This window comes from Aromatoleum sp. (genome assembly GCF_036675785.1).
Lineage (GTDB): Bacteria > Pseudomonadota > Gammaproteobacteria > Burkholderiales > Rhodocyclaceae > Aromatoleum.
Genome location: NZ_JAKFEF010000022.1, coordinates 60,744 through 79,660, shown reverse-complemented (window position 1 = coordinate 79,660; position 18,917 = coordinate 60,744). Strand labels below are relative to the sequence as shown.

Annotated in this window: 14 protein-coding genes; all 14 read right to left on the bottom strand. The window is 67.7% G+C overall.

What is annotated here, in order from left to right:
* Positions 1 to 21: 21 nt before the first annotated feature.
* The 14 genes from V6M37_RS05350 to V6M37_RS05285 are packed head-to-tail and all read right to left on the bottom strand — an operon-like array spanning position 22 to position 18,895.
* Complete coding sequence (locus V6M37_RS05350) at positions 22 to 1,503, bottom strand: polysaccharide lyase (protein ID WP_332671493.1); 1,482 nt, start codon at positions 1,501 to 1,503, stop codon at positions 22 to 24.
* Positions 1,500 to 2,465 (bottom strand): polysaccharide deacetylase family protein, encoded by a 966-nt coding sequence (locus V6M37_RS05345; protein ID WP_332671492.1) that lies wholly within the window; start codon positions 2,463 to 2,465, stop codon positions 1,500 to 1,502. The genes V6M37_RS05350 and V6M37_RS05345 overlap by 4 nt, the downstream gene beginning before the upstream one ends.
* The gene (locus V6M37_RS05340; protein ID WP_332671491.1) at positions 2,462 to 3,793 is read right to left on the bottom strand and encodes a putative O-glycosylation ligase, exosortase A system-associated; all 1,332 of its coding nucleotides are present in this window, start codon (positions 3,791 to 3,793) and stop codon (positions 2,462 to 2,464) included. The genes V6M37_RS05345 and V6M37_RS05340 overlap by 4 nt, the downstream gene beginning before the upstream one ends.
* Entirely contained in the window at positions 3,786 to 5,165 is a 1,380-nt protein-coding gene (locus V6M37_RS05335; protein ID WP_332671490.1) for a phenylacetate--CoA ligase family protein, read from the bottom strand. The genes V6M37_RS05340 and V6M37_RS05335 overlap by 8 nt, the downstream gene beginning before the upstream one ends.
* 1 nt (position 5,166) lies before the next feature.
* Positions 5,167 to 6,426 (bottom strand): glycosyltransferase, encoded by a 1,260-nt coding sequence (locus V6M37_RS05330; protein WP_332671489.1) that lies wholly within the window; start codon positions 6,424 to 6,426, stop codon positions 5,167 to 5,169.
* Positions 6,423 to 7,478, bottom strand: a complete 1,056-nt coding sequence (locus tag V6M37_RS05325) for a transglutaminase domain-containing protein (RefSeq protein WP_332671488.1) — start codon at positions 7,476 to 7,478, stop codon at positions 6,423 to 6,425. Before V6M37_RS05325 ends, V6M37_RS05330 begins: the two co-directional genes overlap by 4 nt.
* A 13-nt stretch (positions 7,479 to 7,491) precedes the next feature.
* Entirely contained in the window at positions 7,492 to 8,808 is a 1,317-nt protein-coding gene (locus V6M37_RS05320) for a nucleotide sugar dehydrogenase (protein ID WP_332671487.1), read from the bottom strand.
* Positions 8,805 to 10,034: a TIGR03087 family PEP-CTERM/XrtA system glycosyltransferase gene (locus V6M37_RS05315; protein WP_332671486.1), complete on the bottom strand. Its 1,230-nt coding sequence runs from the start codon at positions 10,032 to 10,034 to the stop codon at positions 8,805 to 8,807. The genes V6M37_RS05320 and V6M37_RS05315 overlap by 4 nt, the downstream gene beginning before the upstream one ends.
* Positions 10,031 to 11,959: an asparagine synthase (glutamine-hydrolyzing) gene (asnB, locus tag V6M37_RS05310; protein WP_332671485.1), complete on the bottom strand. Its 1,929-nt coding sequence runs from the start codon at positions 11,957 to 11,959 to the stop codon at positions 10,031 to 10,033. The genes V6M37_RS05315 and asnB overlap by 4 nt, the downstream gene beginning before the upstream one ends.
* 3 nt (positions 11,960 to 11,962) lie before the next feature.
* Entirely contained in the window at positions 11,963 to 13,180 is a 1,218-nt protein-coding gene (locus V6M37_RS05305; protein WP_332671484.1) for a TIGR04063 family PEP-CTERM/XrtA system glycosyltransferase, read from the bottom strand.
* A 3-nt stretch (positions 13,181 to 13,183) separates the two neighbouring features.
* A complete protein-coding gene (locus V6M37_RS05300) occupies positions 13,184 to 15,112 on the bottom strand; it encodes an XrtA/PEP-CTERM system amidotransferase (RefSeq protein WP_332671483.1) in 1,929 nt (642 codons plus the stop codon).
* 15 nt (positions 15,113 to 15,127) lie between these two features.
* Positions 15,128 to 16,297 (bottom strand): TIGR03088 family PEP-CTERM/XrtA system glycosyltransferase, encoded by a 1,170-nt coding sequence (locus V6M37_RS05295; protein ID WP_332671482.1) that lies wholly within the window; start codon positions 16,295 to 16,297, stop codon positions 15,128 to 15,130.
* The gene (gene xrtA / locus V6M37_RS05290; protein ID WP_332671481.1) at positions 16,294 to 17,850 is read right to left on the bottom strand and encodes an exosortase A; all 1,557 of its coding nucleotides are present in this window, start codon (positions 17,848 to 17,850) and stop codon (positions 16,294 to 16,296) included. The genes V6M37_RS05295 and xrtA overlap by 4 nt, the downstream gene beginning before the upstream one ends.
* Positions 17,851 to 17,857: 7 nt before the next feature.
* Complete coding sequence (locus V6M37_RS05285) at positions 17,858 to 18,895, bottom strand: FemAB family XrtA/PEP-CTERM system-associated protein (RefSeq protein ID WP_332671480.1); 1,038 nt, start codon at positions 18,893 to 18,895, stop codon at positions 17,858 to 17,860.
* Positions 18,896 to 18,917 lie beyond the last annotated feature (22 nt).

The following is an 18,917-nucleotide window of genomic DNA, read 5'->3' as shown; positions in this document are numbered from 1 at the left end:
TCGGCCCTCCGCCGATACCGCTCAGGGCCGCACCATCGGCCCGATATACTCGCGGGCGACGACGACGTTGTCGATATAGAGTACGAGATCCGACTTCGCACGCGCAGTGCCGCCGTGATACACATTCATCCATAAGGACTCGATCTTCAGGTCCGGCACATCACGAAAACGCATGTCGAGCTTTTCGAACACGAGTCGGCCGTCAACCCAGGCGCGAAGTATGCCGTTGGCCTCGCCCGGCGTATTCAGTCGCACCTGCTGCTCGACGGCGTACCAGCGGTTCTTCTTCAGCGCGCCAGAAGGTCCGAGGCTCCATCCCCACGAGTCGCCGTACTCGCTGTCCATGCCCGCGTGATAGACATACGAGCCGATCCCACGTAGGTCCTCGAACTCCATCTCCCTCGAAAGGCGCGGGAAAAAGCTGCCGCGGGTCGACCAGCCGTTGACTCCGTCTGCCCGACGACCACCCCATCCGGCGCGGTCATACGTACCTGCGAGGCCGGGAAGCTTGCCGCCCGTCGTCGGATTCCAGCTATCGCCAAAGCGTAGGTAGTACCGGAAGAATGCTTCCTCGGGTTCCCCCGCGGGATGGTCCTCGAAGCGGTAATGCATTCCTAGGCCGAGGCGCTTGCCCTTCTCGACGGTGACTTTCAGCGCCTTGCCGGCAAACGGCTCGAAAAGGTCACCGCCGTCGGCCCGAACCGTCTCGGAGTTGCTGTGGGGGCTGTGGCGGGTCCATTTCGAGCGCCAGTCCCCAGACTCAAAATCGTCGGCAAAGATCACATTAGGGTCCGCCGCAATGCCGCGGTCGCTCGGATGGGCAGCAGCGAAACCCGTGCGTGGCTCGCCGGGCTCGAACCACGGAAGCAACGGACTGAAAATACCGATCTTCGCGCCGCCGTCGTACTGCTTGTCGGATGACATCTCGAGGGTCGCGCGCGCAACCCGCTGGTCGCCCTTCCGTTCGAACGGAAAAACGACGACTGCCATATAGCGGTGGCCGACCTGCATCACTTTACGCTTGCCGTCGCTTCGCGAATTCGGACAAGAGAAATGAACGTCGGCGACGGGAGCAAGCCGCGTGGAACGGCCGCCCTCCCAGTCGATGACGAGAACCGGACCCACCTCCTGAGCCTCGCGGCTCGCGAGGTTGACGACGCCGGATCGTCCGGCGTCTAGCGCTCGGAGGAACAGGGCGCCGGGCAGCCGCTCTTTCGCGCCCCACTGTTTCGCAAGCTCCGTCAGATCCCAGGACACCGTCTGCCGTTGTTTCGCCCGCCCGACGCGCGCTACGCTGTAGGCTTCGTCTCCGTGCGCTTTTCCAGCGGCATCCACCCAGTCGCCGCCGGGTTGCCGCCACGCCATGCGCATTCCCGAGGCATAGTAGTAGCAGGACATGCCGTCCGGCCCGTCGGAAAGTGGCACCGGCGTTGCCTCAGCCGGCAGCCCCAAACCGAGCGTAGCCAGAGAGAACCCGAAGCGCAGCGAAACCCCGAGCATCATGCGGCGATCCTCCCGTCGCAACGAAGGTTGTTGACGAGACGCAGGCCGAAGCGGAATTCAGTGCGGTCCCACGGGGTGAAGCGCGGGAGCTGAAAGACGTCGGTTCCCGTCCGCGCGACGCCCGCGGATGTCGACACCGCACCCGCGAACCCCGCGCGTTCGACCATTACGGCGTGAGTCGCCGAATAGTCCCGTCCTGGCTTGCCGTTCGGATACGCGAAAAGCGTCACTGGTTCGCCGACGATACGTTCGAGGTCGGTCTTCCCGCCTGAAATCTCGTCGTACGCGTCGCCATCATCGAGCCGGGAGAGAATTGGATGGGTCCGAGTGTGGCCGCCTATCGTCATTCCGGCGGCGCGCAAAGCGCGCAGTTGCGCCGACGTCATCATCAAATCATCAGGCAGCACGGGGGCGCAGTGTGCCGCAATATCAGCCACGGTCGAGGCGCGCTCGGCGGAAGGCAGATACTTGATCTGCGGAAGCAGATGGTCGATAGCGGCTCGGCGCTCGGCGGCGGTTCGCACGTCGTACCGCCGGAAGCCGAGCATGCGCAGATCGAGTTGGTCCGACCTGGTACCGCGCACCACTTCAATAACAACGTCGTTCCACATCCGCCCGCCGTTGATAAAGCCAGCCGCTACGAAAAATGTGGCGGACATCCCGTGCTTCTGCAGCAGCGGCAGCGCAACCTGGTAGTTGTCCGCGTAACCGTCGTCGAACGTGATCGCTAGTGCCCTTGGGGGCAGGGTTTCGGCGCGCAGCGCCGCAATCGCGCGGTCCAGCGGCATCACCGTAAAAGACGACCCGATCCATGACAACAGCTTGTCGAACCGCTCGGCGTCCGGCTCGTCAGGGAAGAGCGGGTCCGGCTGCGCATGCACGCGGTGAAAGATCAGGATCGACAGCCGGCCGCGGCCGCCGCGCGGCGAGAGCAGCCCCGCCAGTAAGCGGGTGAGCATCATGACGCCGCTCCGCTCGTCACCGGCGGCGGCCATAGACGTTGCCCGCCCGTGCCCATTGCGGCCGGCTGCCGCTCCTCGATGTAGCGCAGCAGCCAGCGCTGCGTGACGACGATGATTACGAGAAGGTTGTACGGGAGGTCGAAATACGCAAGGCTGAGGAACGCTCCGCCGACCCCGTAGCCGACGAGCGACACCTGGAGCATCCCCGCGAGATGGAAGATCCACTCGAGTTCGGGGTCGCCCCGTGTTCTCCGCCGCAATTGCGCCGCGTCGCGCCAGACGAACCACCAGACGATCATGAAGAGAATCAGGCCGATCCAACCGTGCTCCCCCAGCACTTGAAAATAGATGCTATGCGCAGCACGGACAATCGACGGGTCGGACGCGCGATCCTCGGCGGGATTCGGCGCGTAGACCGCCCACACGACCTTCTCGTACATCTCGAAGCCGGCGCCGAATACGCGGTCGTTCGCGATATTGACCGCGGTCTCCCACGCGTTGATACGCCCCATCGCAGAGGAATCCGTCTCGTAGTTCGTGATCGAGTCGACCTTTTCGCCGACCGACCACGGCATGATCGCCAGCGCCGCCACACCGGTGGCGACCAGCGCGGTTCCGAACAGCATCTTCCGCGGCGCGCGCCACCAGAGTACGAGCGACATCGCGCCGATCGCGAGGAACGCGCCGCGCGATTGGGTTCCGAGCACGGAAACGGCGGACAGCAGCATCGCCCCGGCGAGTCCGCGCTTGATCCATTTATGCGGCGTCGTCAGATAGAGGTAATACATCAGCGGAATCGTCACGAGAATCGCGAGACCAACTTCGTTGTTACCGCCGATGAAGCCCCCTGGACCCCAGACACGGCCTCCTCCGCCAGTGGCGATCGTGTAGATCCCGCCTTTCACGCCGTAGAAGCCGATCGACAGCACATTGATCCACACGAACGACTGGATGTGCAGCCGCTCGTGTAACACGGCCAGCGCAACGAGCGTCATGAGTTGAATCTTCAGGATCTTGTTCAACTGGATCAGCGACTCGCCGGGGTAGACCGCGAAGGCGGTGGTGATGGCCATCCAGACAATGAACACGATCAGCGCCTTCACCGGCGGCGGGTGGGGGAAGCTGATCTTGTCCTTCGAAGTGATCAGCGCGATCAGCGTCGCTCCCGCGGCAAGTGCTGCGAACGGCGCGTCGTAGGCGAATCCCCACGCGAGGCGGTGCGGATTCATCATACTGATCCACGTCCACAGCATCACGCCCATCCACGCGTGACGGAAGACGAACGGCAGTACGCCGAGGACGATCACGGTAACGAGGATGTCACGCATGGGCGGCCTCCCGCAGCGCGCCGGAGGCGACCCGACTCGTGACATAGCGGTACTTGCCGGATTTTTCGGCCGGGATCTCAGCAACACGACGGACCACGATCTCAACGTCGTGTCCCAGCCGCGCACGGAAATCGCGGACGATCCGCGCTTCGGATTCGATTCGGAACGACGGATTCGTGACGAGCAACACCTCGGTGCGGTCGAAGGATTCCTGCACGATCCTGAAGCGCTCGACGCCGGGCAGATCGCGCACCGTGTAAATCAGCGCGAGGCCGTGCATCACCGTGCCGTCCTTCGCGACGACGAAATCGGTCGTCCGCCCCTGCACCTCCTTCAGCACCGGTAGCCCGCGCCCGCACGCGCAGCGCTCGTCGCTCAACACGCCGACGTCGCCGGTACGATAGCGGACGAACGGGAAGCCCGGCGTCGCCATGTGCGTGACGACTATCTCGCCGGCCTCGCCCGACGCGGTCCGCCTGCCGTCAGAGCCGACCGTCTCGACGATGATGTCCTCGGCGCTGATATGCAGGCTGCCGGCCGGGCACTGATGGGCAATGAAACCGGCGTCACGCGCGCCGTAGCCGTTGGCGACCGGCGCACCGAACGTCGACTCGATCGTCTGCCGCTGCTCGTCGTAGAGTTTCTCGGACGTGACGAAAACGACGCGGATGCCGAGCTGATTCATCGCGATCCCCTTCTTGCGTGCGTGACCGGCGATCAGCGCAAGGCTCGACGGGTAGCCGAACAGCATCGCCGGGCGTGCCGCGCGAATCGCGTCGACGAAACGGTCGAGGTTCGCTGGCGACATCTCAAACGCGGGCAGCAGACGGCTGCGCATCAACCCGTCGCGCAGCCCGCGCAGCCGGTCCTGCGCGTTGAGCTCGACCGGGCTGCCCCAGACGACGAGCTCCCGGTCGCCGATGTCGACGCCCCACCAGCGCGTCGCCCGCCATTTCGCCGCGACGTCGTGGCTCTTGCGCAGTTTGTCCATGTAGAAGATCAGCGGTTCGCCGGACGATCCGCCGGTGTTGTAGCGCGTCAGCGGCCCGTGACCTTCGGCCTTCAAGGCCTCGACGTTCGCGCGGATGGCGGGCTTCGTCAGCAGCGGCAGCGCGTCGAGCGCGTCGAGGGAATCGACGCGCTCCGGATCGAACCCGCGCCGCGCAAACAGCTCGCGGTAGTATGGGACGGTCGCACCGATGCGCGCGAGGAAACCGCGCAGGCGCGCCGTGCGGTCGGCCTCCAGTCGTTCGGGCGACCACCACTGGCTCTCCTCGAGCCGGCGGCGCAGCGCGACGCTGTCGTGGCCCTTCAACCGCTCGTGCAGCGGGAAGAGCCATCCGGAGGCGAAACGGGTATAGATCGAAGTCATGTCATGCAGACCCGGCCGACCCACGGTCGACCATCATTTCGCGGAAATGCCCGAGCAGCACGGAAATCTGCTTGTCCCAGGTATTGTCGCGCGCATACGCGATGATGCACTCGCGATCCCAGTCGGTTTCGAGCGCGCGCCCGATCGCGTCGCGCAGCGCGTGCGGCTCGCCGAATGGCACGATCGTTCCGAGTTTCGGCGCATTCACGACCTCGGCGTTGCCGCCGACGTCGGTCGTCACGACCGGCAGCCCGCAGGCCATCGCTTCGAGGAAAACGTTCGCCCAGCCTTCGTTGCGTGTTGGCAGCACGAACACGTCGGCCGCGCTCAGGGGAATGTGCAGCTGGTCGGGCGGCAGCGGACCGGTGAAGATCACGCGCTGCCCGAGTCCGAGCTTGTGCACCTGATCGCGGAGCAGCGCCGTCATGTCGCCTTCGGGGCTCGGTCCGCCAACCGCTATGTAGTGCAGAGACGGAAAGCGCTCGAGTAGCGCAGGCAGGAGCTCGATAACGCGATGGAAGCCCTTGCGTTCGACGAGACCGCCGACCGACACTAGCACCTTCGCGTCGTCCGGCAAGCCGAGCTCGCGGCGTGCCTGCTCGGTCGGAATCGGGCGAAAACGCCCGAGGTCCACGCCGTTGCCGACGACCGAGACATGTCGCGGCGCGACCCCTTGCTCGACGACGAGCCGGCGCAGCGAATCGGACACGCTGAACACGCGCGTCGCACCCCGGACCGCGTCGAGCACGCGATCCCGCAGCAGCGCGTCGGCGAGATGGCGCGACTCGGTGCCGCGCAGCGTGACCGACACCGGCAGGCCGAGCCAGCGACCGAGTGTCGCAGCGGCGTACCCGCAGGGGTACGCGAAATGCGCGTCGATGACGCCGATCCGCCGCTCGCGGCGCAGCCGCCGCATCAGCGGCAGCGTGCACACCGCCATCGACAGCCCGTCGAGGCGGCGCAGCACGCCCGGAACGGCGAGAAAACGGGGAAACAGCACGGTGACGTCCTGCTGTGTTTCCTCGCGCGGCGGCATCGGGCGATAGCCCGGTTTGAAGCGGCTGATGATCGACTGGAACGGAAACCACGGCTGCGGCGACACGACGACGAGCGGCGCATACTCCCCCATCCGGAACATGCGTTCGCGGACGAAAAGACCCGCATTGGGCTGAACCGTGCTCGGGAACAGCGACGAATAGATCGCGATGCACGGCAGCTCTTTCGTGGTGACGGGCCGCGACGTGGAGGATTCGCGCATCATCGCGGCGCCCTTCCCGATTCGCGTTGCGCACCGCGGCGAAGCCGCAGCCAGACGGCCAGACAAACGATCGTCGCGACCGCGAGTACCACGGCTGCAAGCAGCCGCAAGCGCAGCCAGTAGATCGACTCGCGCTGCGCCTCGTTGTCGGGCGTTTCGAGAATCCGCACCGCAGGATGCACGCCGGCGGCCACGCCACCGAGCTGTTCGAGCGCGCGATGGGCGTCGCCGAGCGTGCGCACGATCGGGGACTGGTCGTACTCGAACACGTTGTTCCCCCACCACATGTACCATTCCGGCAACCCGCGGCGGTAGTAGGCGATCGCCTTGTCCTCGTACTGATAGCCCGGCGGCGCAGACGGCTCGATCCGGACGAGGCGGAGCGGCGTGTCCCCCGCAAGCGCCGTCCTCAGTTCGATCGCCGACAGCGGCTCGCCGTTTTCGCCGGTGAAATACATGTTATTGAAGACGTCGATGGCGACCCAACGGCTGCGACCGCTGTCCCAGATCTCGTTGAAGATGTGGCCGTGGCCGCCGAAGCCGTCGAACGAGAACGCCCACGGTCGCGAGAACACGCCAGCCACGTTGGCGAGACCGGTGAAGACGTCGGCGAAGTCGCCGCAATAGCCTTCGCCCCGCGTCGTGATGCGGCGGTAGGTGTCGTCGAGGTCGGACTGGATCGCGCCGCCATTGCGCTTGCCGCTCGCGAGAAGATGCCGGCCGATCGCGAGCGCACTTGCCCAGTCGTCACCTTCGACACGCAGGGAGTGCTCGCGGACGGCCTCGGCATAAAGCGGGTTCGGCGTTGCGTCGTCGAGGTCGAACGCCTCGGGCGCCGCCGCCGGTGACCACTCGTAGACCGCCGGCTCGGCTTCGAGCAGTAACGCGTTGCGCATCCGCACGAGCTCGGCGGAGTTCTGGAGATGTGGCACGAGCGTCGCGGCAGTTACAGCTGAGAGAATCGACGACACTACGAACAGCGCGAACCACACGCGGGCGAGCCGCGCGTGACGGCTCGTTCCGTCGATCCGGTCGTCGGTGCGCTCGCCGCTCATCGCGCGCTCCGCGTCACCAGCACAGCCCATCGACCCGCGCCGCGAGCATCCCCGCGTTCGGTAGATTCACGAGATCGAGCACGTACTGATCGGCCCGCGCGTGTGTCGCGAGCGCATCGAAGATCGCCGGGTTCGACACGCCGACGACGAGCACGTCCGTATTCCCGATCACGTCGGCCAGATCCGGCTTCAGCAGCTCGCCGATGTGCGGCAGCTGCGTTTCGATGAAGCGCCGGTTCGCGCCGAGCAGGCGCGACAGCTGCACGTCGGGATCGTAGATCGACAGCTGCATGCCCTTGCCGATCAACTGCTCGGCAAGCACGACCAGCGGGCTCTCGCGCAGGTCGTCGGTGCCGGTCTTGAACGACAACCCGAGCATGCCGACCTTGCGACGGCCGGTGTCGAGGATCTTCGCGATCGCGCGGTCGATGTGCTGGCGGTTCGACTGCAGGATCCCGGACAGCATCGGCAGCTCGACGTCGCGCGTCTTCGCGAGGTACGCGGTCGCGCGCAGGTCCTTCGGCAGGCATGAGCCGCCGAACGCGAAGCCCGGCTTCAGGTACGCCGGGGAGATGTTGAGCTGCGTGTCCTGGCAGACAAGTTCCATGACTTCGAACGGGTCGACGCCGAGCGCATCGCACAGACGCGCGGTCTCGTTCGCGAACGTGATCTTCAGCGCGTGGAAGTTGTTGCAGCAGTACTTCATCATTTCCGCGGCGCGCACCGAGGTGCGCAGGAACTTGCACGGCAGGTGGCCGAAGAGCTCGCGCAGCCGCTCGACGGGGTAGTCGTCGTTCGCACCGACGACGGTGAAGGGCGGCTTGTCGTAGTCGCGGATCGACGAGCCCTCGCGCAGGAATTCCGGCTGGAAGCACAGGTGGAAATGCTCGCCGTCGCGCTTGCCCGACTCGGCCTCGATGATCGGCCGCAAGGTCTCCTCAACCGTGCCGGGCACGAGCGTCGAGCGGAACACGACGACGTGCGGCGTTGCCTTGTCGCGCAGCGCGCGGCCGATGTCTCGCGCAAGCCGAAGCACGGCGCCCTGGTCCTGGCTGCCGTTCGCCGCCGACGGCGTGCCGACGCAGACGAGCGACAGTTCGCTTCCAAGCAGCGCCTCGCGCACGTCGGTCGCCACCGCGACGACGCCGCTCGCGGCGACCTTCGCCATCAGCTCGACCATGCCTTCCTCGACGACCGGTGTCGTGCCGGCGCGGATCAGGTCGAGCTTCGCGGCGTCGATATCGACGCCGATCACCGAATGCCCGTCGCGCGCGAGGCACGCGAGCGACACCGCGCCGACGTATCCGAGTCCGAAAATGCTGATTTTCATTCGACGATTTCCCTGTTGGACTGGTGCTGGTTGTTGTTGTCGTGCCGTGCGATGCAGCGCTCGACGATCGCGTCGAGGCGCGCCATCGATCGCGGCCACGCGTGGTGCGTGAGCATCCGCTGCCGCCCGGCGTGCGCGAGCCGTGCCCGTTCGTCCGGGTCTTCGGCGATCCGCAGGATCGCTTCGGCGTATTGCGCGGGTTCGTTCGCGACCAGGAAATGCTCGTCGGCGAGCGCGTCGACGCCGCCGGCCGCGACGCCGCTCGAGACGACCGGCACGCCCATCGCCATCGCCTCGAGGATCTTGTTCTGCGTGCCGCGCGCAATGTTGAGCGGCGCGACCATCGCCGCCGAGCGCAGCACGTACGGGCGCACGTCCGGCACCGAGCCGGTCACCGTGACACCAAGCAGCTCGCCGAGCTTTTTCACTGCCGGCGAGGGGTCGGCGCCGACGATCACCAGCTTCATCCCCGGGCGGCGAGCACGCACGAGCGGCCAGGCGCGTTCGCAGAAATCGAACATGCACTCCTGGTTCGGGTAGTAGTCCATGCGCCCGATGAAGCTCACCGTGTCAGCGTCGTACCCCTGCCCGTCCGGCTTGAAGAATTCCGCGTCGACGCCGTTCGGGAACCAGTCCGTCGCGACGCCGGTGCCGTAGCCTTCGAGCGTCTCCCACTCGGCGCGAGTCGTCGCGGTGCAGAGGTCGAAAAGTTGCGCGAGCCGGCGCTCCTCGCGCTCCATCTTGCTGCCTTCGAGCCAGTAGCCGAGCTTCAGCGGGAACGGCTTGTAGCGCACGTACTCGAGCCACTTCTGCGAGTCCATGTCCCCGAAATCGAGGATCTTCGGGATGTCGCGCACGTGGCTCACGTACTGCGCGACCGACGAGCAATGCACGAAGATCAGGTCGAAGCGCTCGGCCGCGAGCAGCGCATTGACCTTCTCGGCGAGCTCCGGCGACCAGAAGAAGCCCATCGACGACGGCACGGCGGTCGGCAGCCGCGCCACCATGCGCAGCACCTGCACCGGGTTCGACACCTTGCCGATCTCGAAGCGCTCGCAGTGCGGCGCGATGCCGGCGCCCTCCTCGGCCTCCGCGTCCGAGCGCGCGATCGAGCACACCGTCACGCGATGTCGCTGCGACAGGTGACGGATCATGTTGAACGGCCGGATCTTGCCGCCGCGCTTCGGCGGGAACGGGAAGCGGTGGCACACGTAGAGGATGTTCATCGCAGGAAGCCCTTCAGCTCGGCGGCGACCTCGTCGGGCGAGCGACGGTCTAGGTACATCCGGCTCCAGATTTCGAGGTTCATCATCGCAAGCAGCGCGTCGGTGCCGTCGATGCGGGCCGCGTCGTGGTCGGCGACGAGGCGTGCGACGGCCTTCGGATCGAACAGGCCGCGGTCGCGCACGACGTCGGTCGCGAGCAGGCGGTGCAGCACCGGCGCGAGCTCGCGCTTCAGCCAAGCGCCCATCGGCGTACCGAAGCCGCGCTTCTTGCGGTCGAGGATGTCGGCCGGCAGCACGTCGGCGAGCGCCGCCTTCATCAGGTGCTTGAGCCGCCCGTCGCGGACCTTCAGCGATTCGGGGATCGCCGCCGCGAGTTCGACGAGCGCGCGGTCGAGCAGCGGCACGCGGCATTCGAGCGACACCGCCATGCTCATCTTGTCGGTGAGGAGCAGCAGGTCGTCCGGGAGCTGCGTCTCGGCGTCGACGGCGAACATCCGGTTCAACGGGTCGTCGTCGCCGGCCGAGGTGAACGCGGCGGCGAGCGCGTCACGATCGGCCCCGTGCCCGGTCATTAGCTCGGCGACGACGTCGCGGTCGAGCACCTGCAGGTAATGGCGGTAGCGTTCGTCCGCCGACATTTCGGCCGACGCGAGAAAACCGCGCGCCAGCCGCATCGTATTCAGCAGTTTCGAATGGCGGTCGGCGGGCAGCAGCGACGCGGTGCGCGACATCAGGTCGCGCGACCAGCGCGGCAGGCGCTGCAGCTTCTTCACGTAGTGACCGCCGAGATAGCGCCGATAGCCGCCGAAAAGCTCGTCGCCGCCGACGCCCGACAGGATGACCTTCACGTCGCGGCGCGCGAACTCGGAGACGAGGTAGGTCGTGATGAAGGCCGAATCGGCGACCGGCTCGTCCATGTGCCACAGCAGCTTCGGCAGCAGGCCGACGACGTCGGGCTTGACGACGATCTCGTGGTGCTCGGTGCCGAAGAGCTCGGCGACACGCCGCGCATAAGGCAGCTCGTTGTAGAGCCGCTCGGCCTCGCCGCCCTCGAAGCCGATCGCGTAGGTGCGGATCGGCTGGCCGGAGTGCTTCGCCATGAACGCGACGACCGCGCTCGAATCGACACCGCCCGACAGGAAGGCGCCGATCGGCACGTCGCTGACCATCTGGCGCTCGACCGCGGCGTCGAGGCCGGCGCGGATGCGCGCGACCCATTCGGCCTCGTCGACGCCGCGCTCGACCCGCGACGGCAGCCGCCAGTAACGCCACTCGCGGACCTCGCCGTTCTCGACCGCGAGCAGCGTCGCCGGCGGCAGCTTGCGAATGCCGGCGAACATCGAATGCGGCGCAGCGACGTAGCCGAGGTGCAGGTAGTCGGCGACGGCGTCGCGGTCGAGCTCGCGCGGCACGCCGGGCAGCGCGAGCAGCGCCTTCGCCTCGGTCGCGAACGCGAGCATCTTCGCCGAGCGATGCATGTACAGCGGCTTGACGCCGAGCGCGTCGCGGCCGATCAAGAGCCGCCCGCGGCGTGCGTCCCACAGCGCGAAGTCGAACATGCCGTCGAGCCGGTGCACGAAGTCGTCGCCGAACGCGTCGTAGAGATGCAGCAGCACTTCGCTGTCCGAGCCGGTCTTGAAGCGGTAGCCGCGCGCGACGAGCTCGCCGCGCAGCTCGCGGAAGTTGTAGATCTCGCCGTTGCAGACGATCCACAGGCTGTCGTCGGCGTTCGAGATCGGCTGGTGGCCGCCGGCGAGGTCGATGATCGACAGGCGACGCATTGCGATGCCGCAGCGGCCGGACGCGTCGACATGCGCCCCTTCGTCGTCCGGCCCGCGGTGGCGGGTCACGTCCCCCATCGTCGACAGCTGCTCCGGCGACACGCGTTCGTCGTCGAAGCGGTAAATGCCGTGGATGCCGCACATGATCTAGCTGGCCCCCGCGAGCGCGGCGTCCCCGGCGCGCATACCGAGCGCCCGGCGGTAGACGTCACGGTAGCGGCCGACGCTGTTCGCCCAGGTCCGCTCACGCTCGACGAACGCACGCGCCTGCGCGCGCACCGCCGGCCACGCATCGCGCGCGTCGAGCACCGCCGCGATCGCCGAGACGAGCGCATCGATGCTGCCGGCCTTGAACAGGAAACCGGTCTCGCCGTGGCGCACCAGCTCGCGGTGCCCGCCGACGTCGGACGCGACGAACATCCGCCCCTGCGCCATCGCTTCGAGCGGCTTCAGCGGCGTGACGATCTCGGTGAGCCGGATCGGCAGCCGCGGATACGCGAGCACGTCGATCAGGTCGTAGTACTTCTGCACCTCTTCGTGCGGCACGCGCCCGGCGAACACGACGCGCCCGGCGACGCCTTCGGCCTCCGCCTGCCGGCGCAGCGCGTCCTCCTGCATGCCGCCACCGACGAGGAGCAGCCGAAGGTCCGGGAACCGTCCGACGAGCCGCGCGAGCGCCGACACGAGCAGATGCAGCCCTTCGTAGCCGTAGAACGAGCCGGCGAAGCCGATGACCGTCTTGCCGTCGAGCCCGAGCCGCGCGCGCAGCGCGGCGTCCGGTTCGCCGCCGAAACTGAAGGCGCCCGCGTCGACCGCGTTCGGGATCACCGTGACCTTGTCCGGGCGCACGCCGCGCATCAGGATGTCGCCGCGCAGGCCTTCGCAGATCGTCGTTACCTCGTCGGCGCGGTGCAGCGCGAAGCTCTCGAGCGCGCGGGACATCCGGTATCGCACGCTGCCCTCGGTCGTCGTGCCGTGATCGACCGCGGCATCCTCCCACGACGCGCGCATCTCATAGACGACGGGCAGCTTGCGGCGCCGGCCCACCCACAGGCTCGGCAGGGCGTTCAGCACCGGCGAATGCGCGTGGATCACGTTCGGCTGCAGCGCTGCGACGAGTTGATCAATGCGCGCGGCGGTCAGCCGCATCTGGCCGAGCAGCCCGACGCCGTCGCCGGCCGGCGTGCGATGAAACTGCAATCCGCCCGCCTCCTCGACGCGGCCCGGCGAGCTCCCCTGCTTCGGCGTCGTCAGGTGGAAGGTCTCCCAGCCGAGCGCCCGCTGCTCGCGCAGGATCGCGGCGGTGCGGAAGGTGTAGCCGCTATGCAGCGGGAGCGAATGGTCGAGGACGTGCAGGATTCGCATACGTCAGACCGCCTCGGCAAGATCGCGCACCGGCTGCGACGGCAGCCGCGAATGGCGCAGGAAGGCCTCGAACATCATCAGCGACCACAGTGGCGAGCTGTAGTCGCGGGCGCCCGACTGGTGCGCGTCGACGAGATGACGGAGGTATTCGGCATTGAAGACACCGGTGGCGGCGAGTGTGTCGCCGAGCACCGCATCGCGAACGCGACGCCGGAGCGGACCGCGGAACCAGCGCGCGAGTGGCACCGAAAAGCCCATCTTCGGCCGGTACAGCACGTCGTCCGGCAGCAGCGGCTCCATCGCCTTCTTGAACAGGTACTTCCCTTCCTGCCCCTTGACCTTCAGGTGCGACGGCAGCGTCGCGAGCCATTCGACCAGCGGGTGGTCCATCAGCGGCTCGCGCACTTCGAGCGAGTGCGCCATGCTCGCGCGGTCGACCTTCGTGTTGATGTCGCCGACGAGATAGGTCTTGAGGTCGACGTACTGGATCAGCGCCAGCGGGTCATCGGTCCCGGCGGTCGCGGCATGGCGGCGGAACACGTCGATCGCGCCGTAGCCGCCGAGCTCGCGGCGGAAGCCGTCCGAAAACAGTTGCCGGCGCATGTCGTCGCGCAGGATCGACACCGAGTGGAAATACGCCTGCACCGAATCGCGCGCGAGCGCCTCGAAAGTCGTCTTCGCACGGAACACGCGCGGCGCCCAGTCCGCCTTCGGGTAGACGCGCCCGAGCAGGCCGAACATCGGCTGGCGCAGCCCGAGCGGCAGCGCGCCGCGCATTTTCTCTTCCATCAGGTGCAGCCGGTAGCGGCGATAGCCCCCGAAGCTCTCGTCGCCGCCGTCGCCGGATAGCGCCACCGTCACGCGCCGCCGCGCGAGCTGGCACACCCGCCAGGTCGGAATCGCCGAGCTGTCCGCGTATGGCTCGTCGTACAGGCACGCGAGCGAATCGATCAGGTCGAAGTCGTCGGATTTCACGGTCTCGACGAGATGGTCCGTGCGATAGCGGTCCGCGACCTTCTGCGCGAATTCGGACTCGTTGAACGCCGGGTCGTCGAACGCGATCGAGCAGGTGTGCACCGGCTCGTTGGAGAGGCCCGCCATCGTCGCGACGACCGCGCTCGAATCGACGCCGCCCGACAGGAACGCGCCGAGCGGCACTTCGGCGATCATCCGCAGGCGCACCGACTCGCGCAACCGCGCGATCAGCTCGGCGGCCGCATCGGCGGCCGACACCGGGTTGTCGAGCGTGAAGCGCACGTCCCAGTACGACTTCGGTTGCGGCAGCGGCTGCCCGCGGCGCAGGCACAGCGTCTCGGCCGCGCCGAGCTTCCGCGCGCCGGCAAAAATCGTGCGCGGCTCGGCGACGTAACCGAGCGCGAAGTATTCCTCGACCGCGTGCGGGTCGATGCGGCGGTCGAGCGCGGGGTGCTGCATCAGCACCTTCAGCTCGGAGCCGAACGCGAACGTCCCGTCCGGCAGCAGCGCATAGAACAGCGGCTTGACCGCGAGCCGGTCGCGCGCGAGGAAGAGCGTCGCGCGGTTGCGATCCCATAGCGCGAACGCGAACATCCCGCGGAAGCGCTTCACGCAGTCCTCGCCCCACGCTTCCCACGCGTGGACGATGACCTCGGTATCGCTGCGCGTGTGAAAGACATGGCCCAGCGCTTCGAGCTCCGGCACCAACTCCTGGAAGTTGTAGATCTCGCCGTTGAACACGACGGCGACCGAGCCGTCCTCGTTGAACAGCGGCTGCTGTCCCGTCGAGATATCGATGATCGCCAGCCGCCGGTGCGCGAGCGCGACGCCCGGCTCGAAGTGGTAGCCGCCTTCGTCGGGGCCGCGGTGCAGCTGCACGTCGTTCATGCGGCGGACGAGCTCCGGCGCGAAGTGGCGCTTGCCGCGAAGGTCGAACAGGCCCGCGATCCCGCACATGACGCGACTCCTTTGTCAGGCGAATACGCGCGACGGCATCGCCGCGTCGATCAGGTTCCCGTAGAGCGCGGCGTAGCGGTCGACCATGCCGTCGAGGCTGAATTCGGTCTCGACGCGTTGCCGTCCGGCCGCGCCATGGCGCCGGCGCAGCGCAATGTCGGGCACGTATGATGCCAGCGCGTCGGCGAGCGCGACATAATCCGCCCGGGGTACGAGCGTACCGGTTCGACCGTGATCCACGAGCTCGCCGTTGCCGCCGACGTCGGTCGCAACGACCGGCAGGCCGCACGCCATCGCTTCGAGGATCGTGTTCGAAATGCCTTCGGCAAGCGACGGCAGCGCGAAGAGGTCGAGGCTGCGCATTACGTCCGGCACGTCCGTGCGCTCGCCGGCGAGCCACACACGGTCGCCGACGCCGCCGGCGCGGATTTCCGCTTCGATCGCGCCGCGCAGCGGCCCGTCCCCGGCGATCACGAGACGGGCATCGTCCACCCCCGGCGCCCGCTGGCCGATGAGGTGCGCGAACGCGCGCACGAGATTCGTCTGGTCCTTCACGGCCTGGAGCCGGCCGACGGTGCCGATCAGCACTTCTCCGGGCGCGCCGAATGGCCCATCGGACAATGGGGCACGCCCGCCCGCCGCCGGGCGGAAGCGCGCGGTATCGACGCCGTTGCAGATGCGCTCGACGCGCCCGGGCAGGACGCGGACCGTATCGGTCAGGTAGCGCTCGAGATGCCCGGAGAGCGCGACATAGCGGCTCACGAACGGCCGGTACAGCCGCCGCATCAGCTGGAACTTCCGCCGCCGACCCTCCGGGTCGCTCACATCCCAGCCGTGTTCGCCGTGCACGCGCACCGGCACCCCCGCGGCGCGCGCCGGCACGACCGCTTCCAGCGCGGCGAGGTTGCGCGTGTGCACGATCGCCGGGCGCAGGTCGCGGAACAGCCGATAGAGCTGCGGATAGAGCTTGATGCCGTGGCCCGGCGGCTTCTCGAGCGAGAGGAATTCGACGTCCGGCTGAACGACCCGACGGCAGAACGCTGGCTCGCAGCGGGTCAGCGCGACGACGACGTGGCGGAAGCGGTCGGACGGCATCCGGTTGATGAGATTGACGACGCCGTTTTCGAGCCCGCCGACATCGAAGCGGTAGACGACGTGCATCAAGAGGTGCTGCGGCATGGTCATCGGTCCCGCTCCGGTGAGGCGGCGTCGAGGGCGGCCTCGATCGCCTCGCCGTGCGCATCGACGAACGCGCGCAACCGCTCGTCGGCGAGCAGCGGCGCGTCGAGTTCGGGGGTGACCAGCACGACGACGCTCGATTCGTCGGCCCGCCCGAGCACGCGGTCGACCGCGAGGCGCAGCTTGACCTCGACGTCGCCGGTCACGAACCGCCCGTTCACGCGGTACCAGTGCCACACCCGCAGCCGCCCGTCGGGCGCGACCAGGTCCGCGCCCTGGATCTGCCCGTTCGGCGCATCGACCGGAAAACGGGAGATGACTCGGTTGCGGCTGCCGACAGTGACGAGGCCGTTGCCCCACGCGACCATCTCGCTGCCGTCTCGCTGGTGCGCGTACCAGGCGGCGTACGCGCCGACCGGGTTGCCGTCCGGCGCGCGGTAGATCGCGAACGCATCGCCGCGGGCCTGCGCGTAGCTCGGGCGGTAGTCCAGCCGATCGGGAGGCTCCTCGCTCCATCCCGCGGCCGGCGGGGGAAGTTGGAGGCGGACGGCGTAGTCGTCGACCGGCCGGTCGATGACCGACTGCGCAACCGGGAACGCGGCGACCGCGAGCGCGATCGGCAGCGCGCCGCGCCAGTCCGTCGACGACGGCACCGCCCGCGTCGCCGTGGCGGCGACGGGCGAAGCCGAGTCGCGCCAGCGTCCGCCGATCCAGAACATCAGCATGATCACGACGCCGAAGAAGATCCAGCCGTAGATCAAGTGATCGACGCCTGCCGCGAGCCGGTTATTCGACAGGTAACCGAGCATCACGATCAAGTAGGCGCGCAGCCAGTTCGCGACGATCGGCACCACCACCGCGACGCCCATGAAGAGCGCTCGCTTGCGCAGCGCCGTGTAGTTCAGGTACGCGTAGAGCGCGCCGATCATCGTCGACGCGACGAGGTAGCGGATGCCGCTGCACGCTTCGACGACGGACCAGCGACCGTTCGGCACGACGAAATAGAGGCCTTCCTGGTACACCGGCACGCCGCTCGCGCGCAGCGCCCCGACCGTGAACGCCGCGGTGAATTTCATCAGCGTCGGCAGCAGGAAGTCGCCGACCGGCACCGCGAACGCGAGAAACGCGAGCGGGAACAGCAGCGCGCGAGCGAGCCGCCAGCCGAGCACGCCGGCGAGGCCTGCGACGAGCATCGCGACGAGCGCGAAATGCGACGCACCGGCGACGCCGACGAGCCGGCCGACCAACCACAGCAGGCCGGCACCGACGATCGGCACGACCATCCACGGCACCGGCTGCGGGCGCAACAGCGCGACGCGGTTCCGCGCCCGCCATATGAGCCACGCGAACAGCGGTAGCACCGTGAGTCCGTGCGCGTAGGTTTCCGACCGCCACCAGATCCGCCCGATCTCGCTCGCGGTCTCCCAATACCACGCGACGAGCCAGACGAACGAAACCGCGAGCGTGACCGAGACGATGCGAAAGCCGCCGCGGACCCCGTCCCGCTCCGCACGGCCGCCGTCAACCGCGAGGTTCTCGTAATCCGCGTCGCGTTTCATCGGTCCGTCACCCCAGGTTGCGCACGATGTGCGGCCCGAGCGCGTTCGCGACCCGCAGGGGCAGACGGCGCCACAGCGCGATGAAGGTGCGGTACTTCGGATTCATCGGATTGTTCTGCGGGATCGCGTCGCGCTTGTACAGGCGGTATTCGTACGACAGCGGCTGCGGCTCGAAGCCCCAGTTCTTCTTGAAGCTGTACGGACCGGTGCCGACCTTGCTGCGGCCGAAGTCGAACAGGCGGCAGCCGCGCCGGCCGGCGCGCCGCATCAGCTCCCAGTACTTGAAATCGTTCGCCGCGACGTCGCGTGCCGCGACCGCGTCGCCGGCGTAATACGGCAGGACTTCGTCGCGGAAATAGAACGTCAGCACGCTCGAGAGCGGCTGTCCGTGGCCGTCCGTGACCGTCAGCACCTCGCAATCGCGGCCGAACTCGCGGCGCAGCCGTTCGAAGAACGCCTTCGGCAGCGCCGGCGTGCCATGCCGCAGCACGTTGTCGGCGTAGAGCGCGAAGAATCGGTCGACGCCGGCGTCCAGTTCTGCGCTCAACCCGTGCCGGATGCCCTTGCGCACCATCGCGCGCTGCTTGCGCGGAATCGCGTTGAGGTTCGCATCGTCGTCGGCCAGGATCGTCTTGCGGAAGGTCGCGTAGAGATCCTGCCGCGGCCAGTCGGCGTGGCGCGTCGTCAGGTTGCGGAATTCGAGATGCTGCACGCCGAGCCGGCGCGCGAGCGCTTCGGCCGCCTGCTCGAGTTCGACGACGCCCTCCGGCCCGCCGGCTATGCCGCCATAGACGCAGAACGGCACCGACGTCAGCGCGTTGCCGAACAGCCGGCTGCGCACGTGGGCGAGCGGCAGCACCGCGACGATGTCGCCAGCGCGCTCGGCGTAGAGAAAATAGGTCGGATGACGAAAGACGTCGCGCACGATTCCCTGCCACGCCGACAGGTGAAAGAAGGTCGCGTCCTCGCAGTCCCTAACGAAGGCGTCCCAGCGCCCCCGATCCGCTTCGGTGAGATGCTTGACGACCAAGGGCGCACGATCCATCGAACTCTCCGGGAACAGGGCG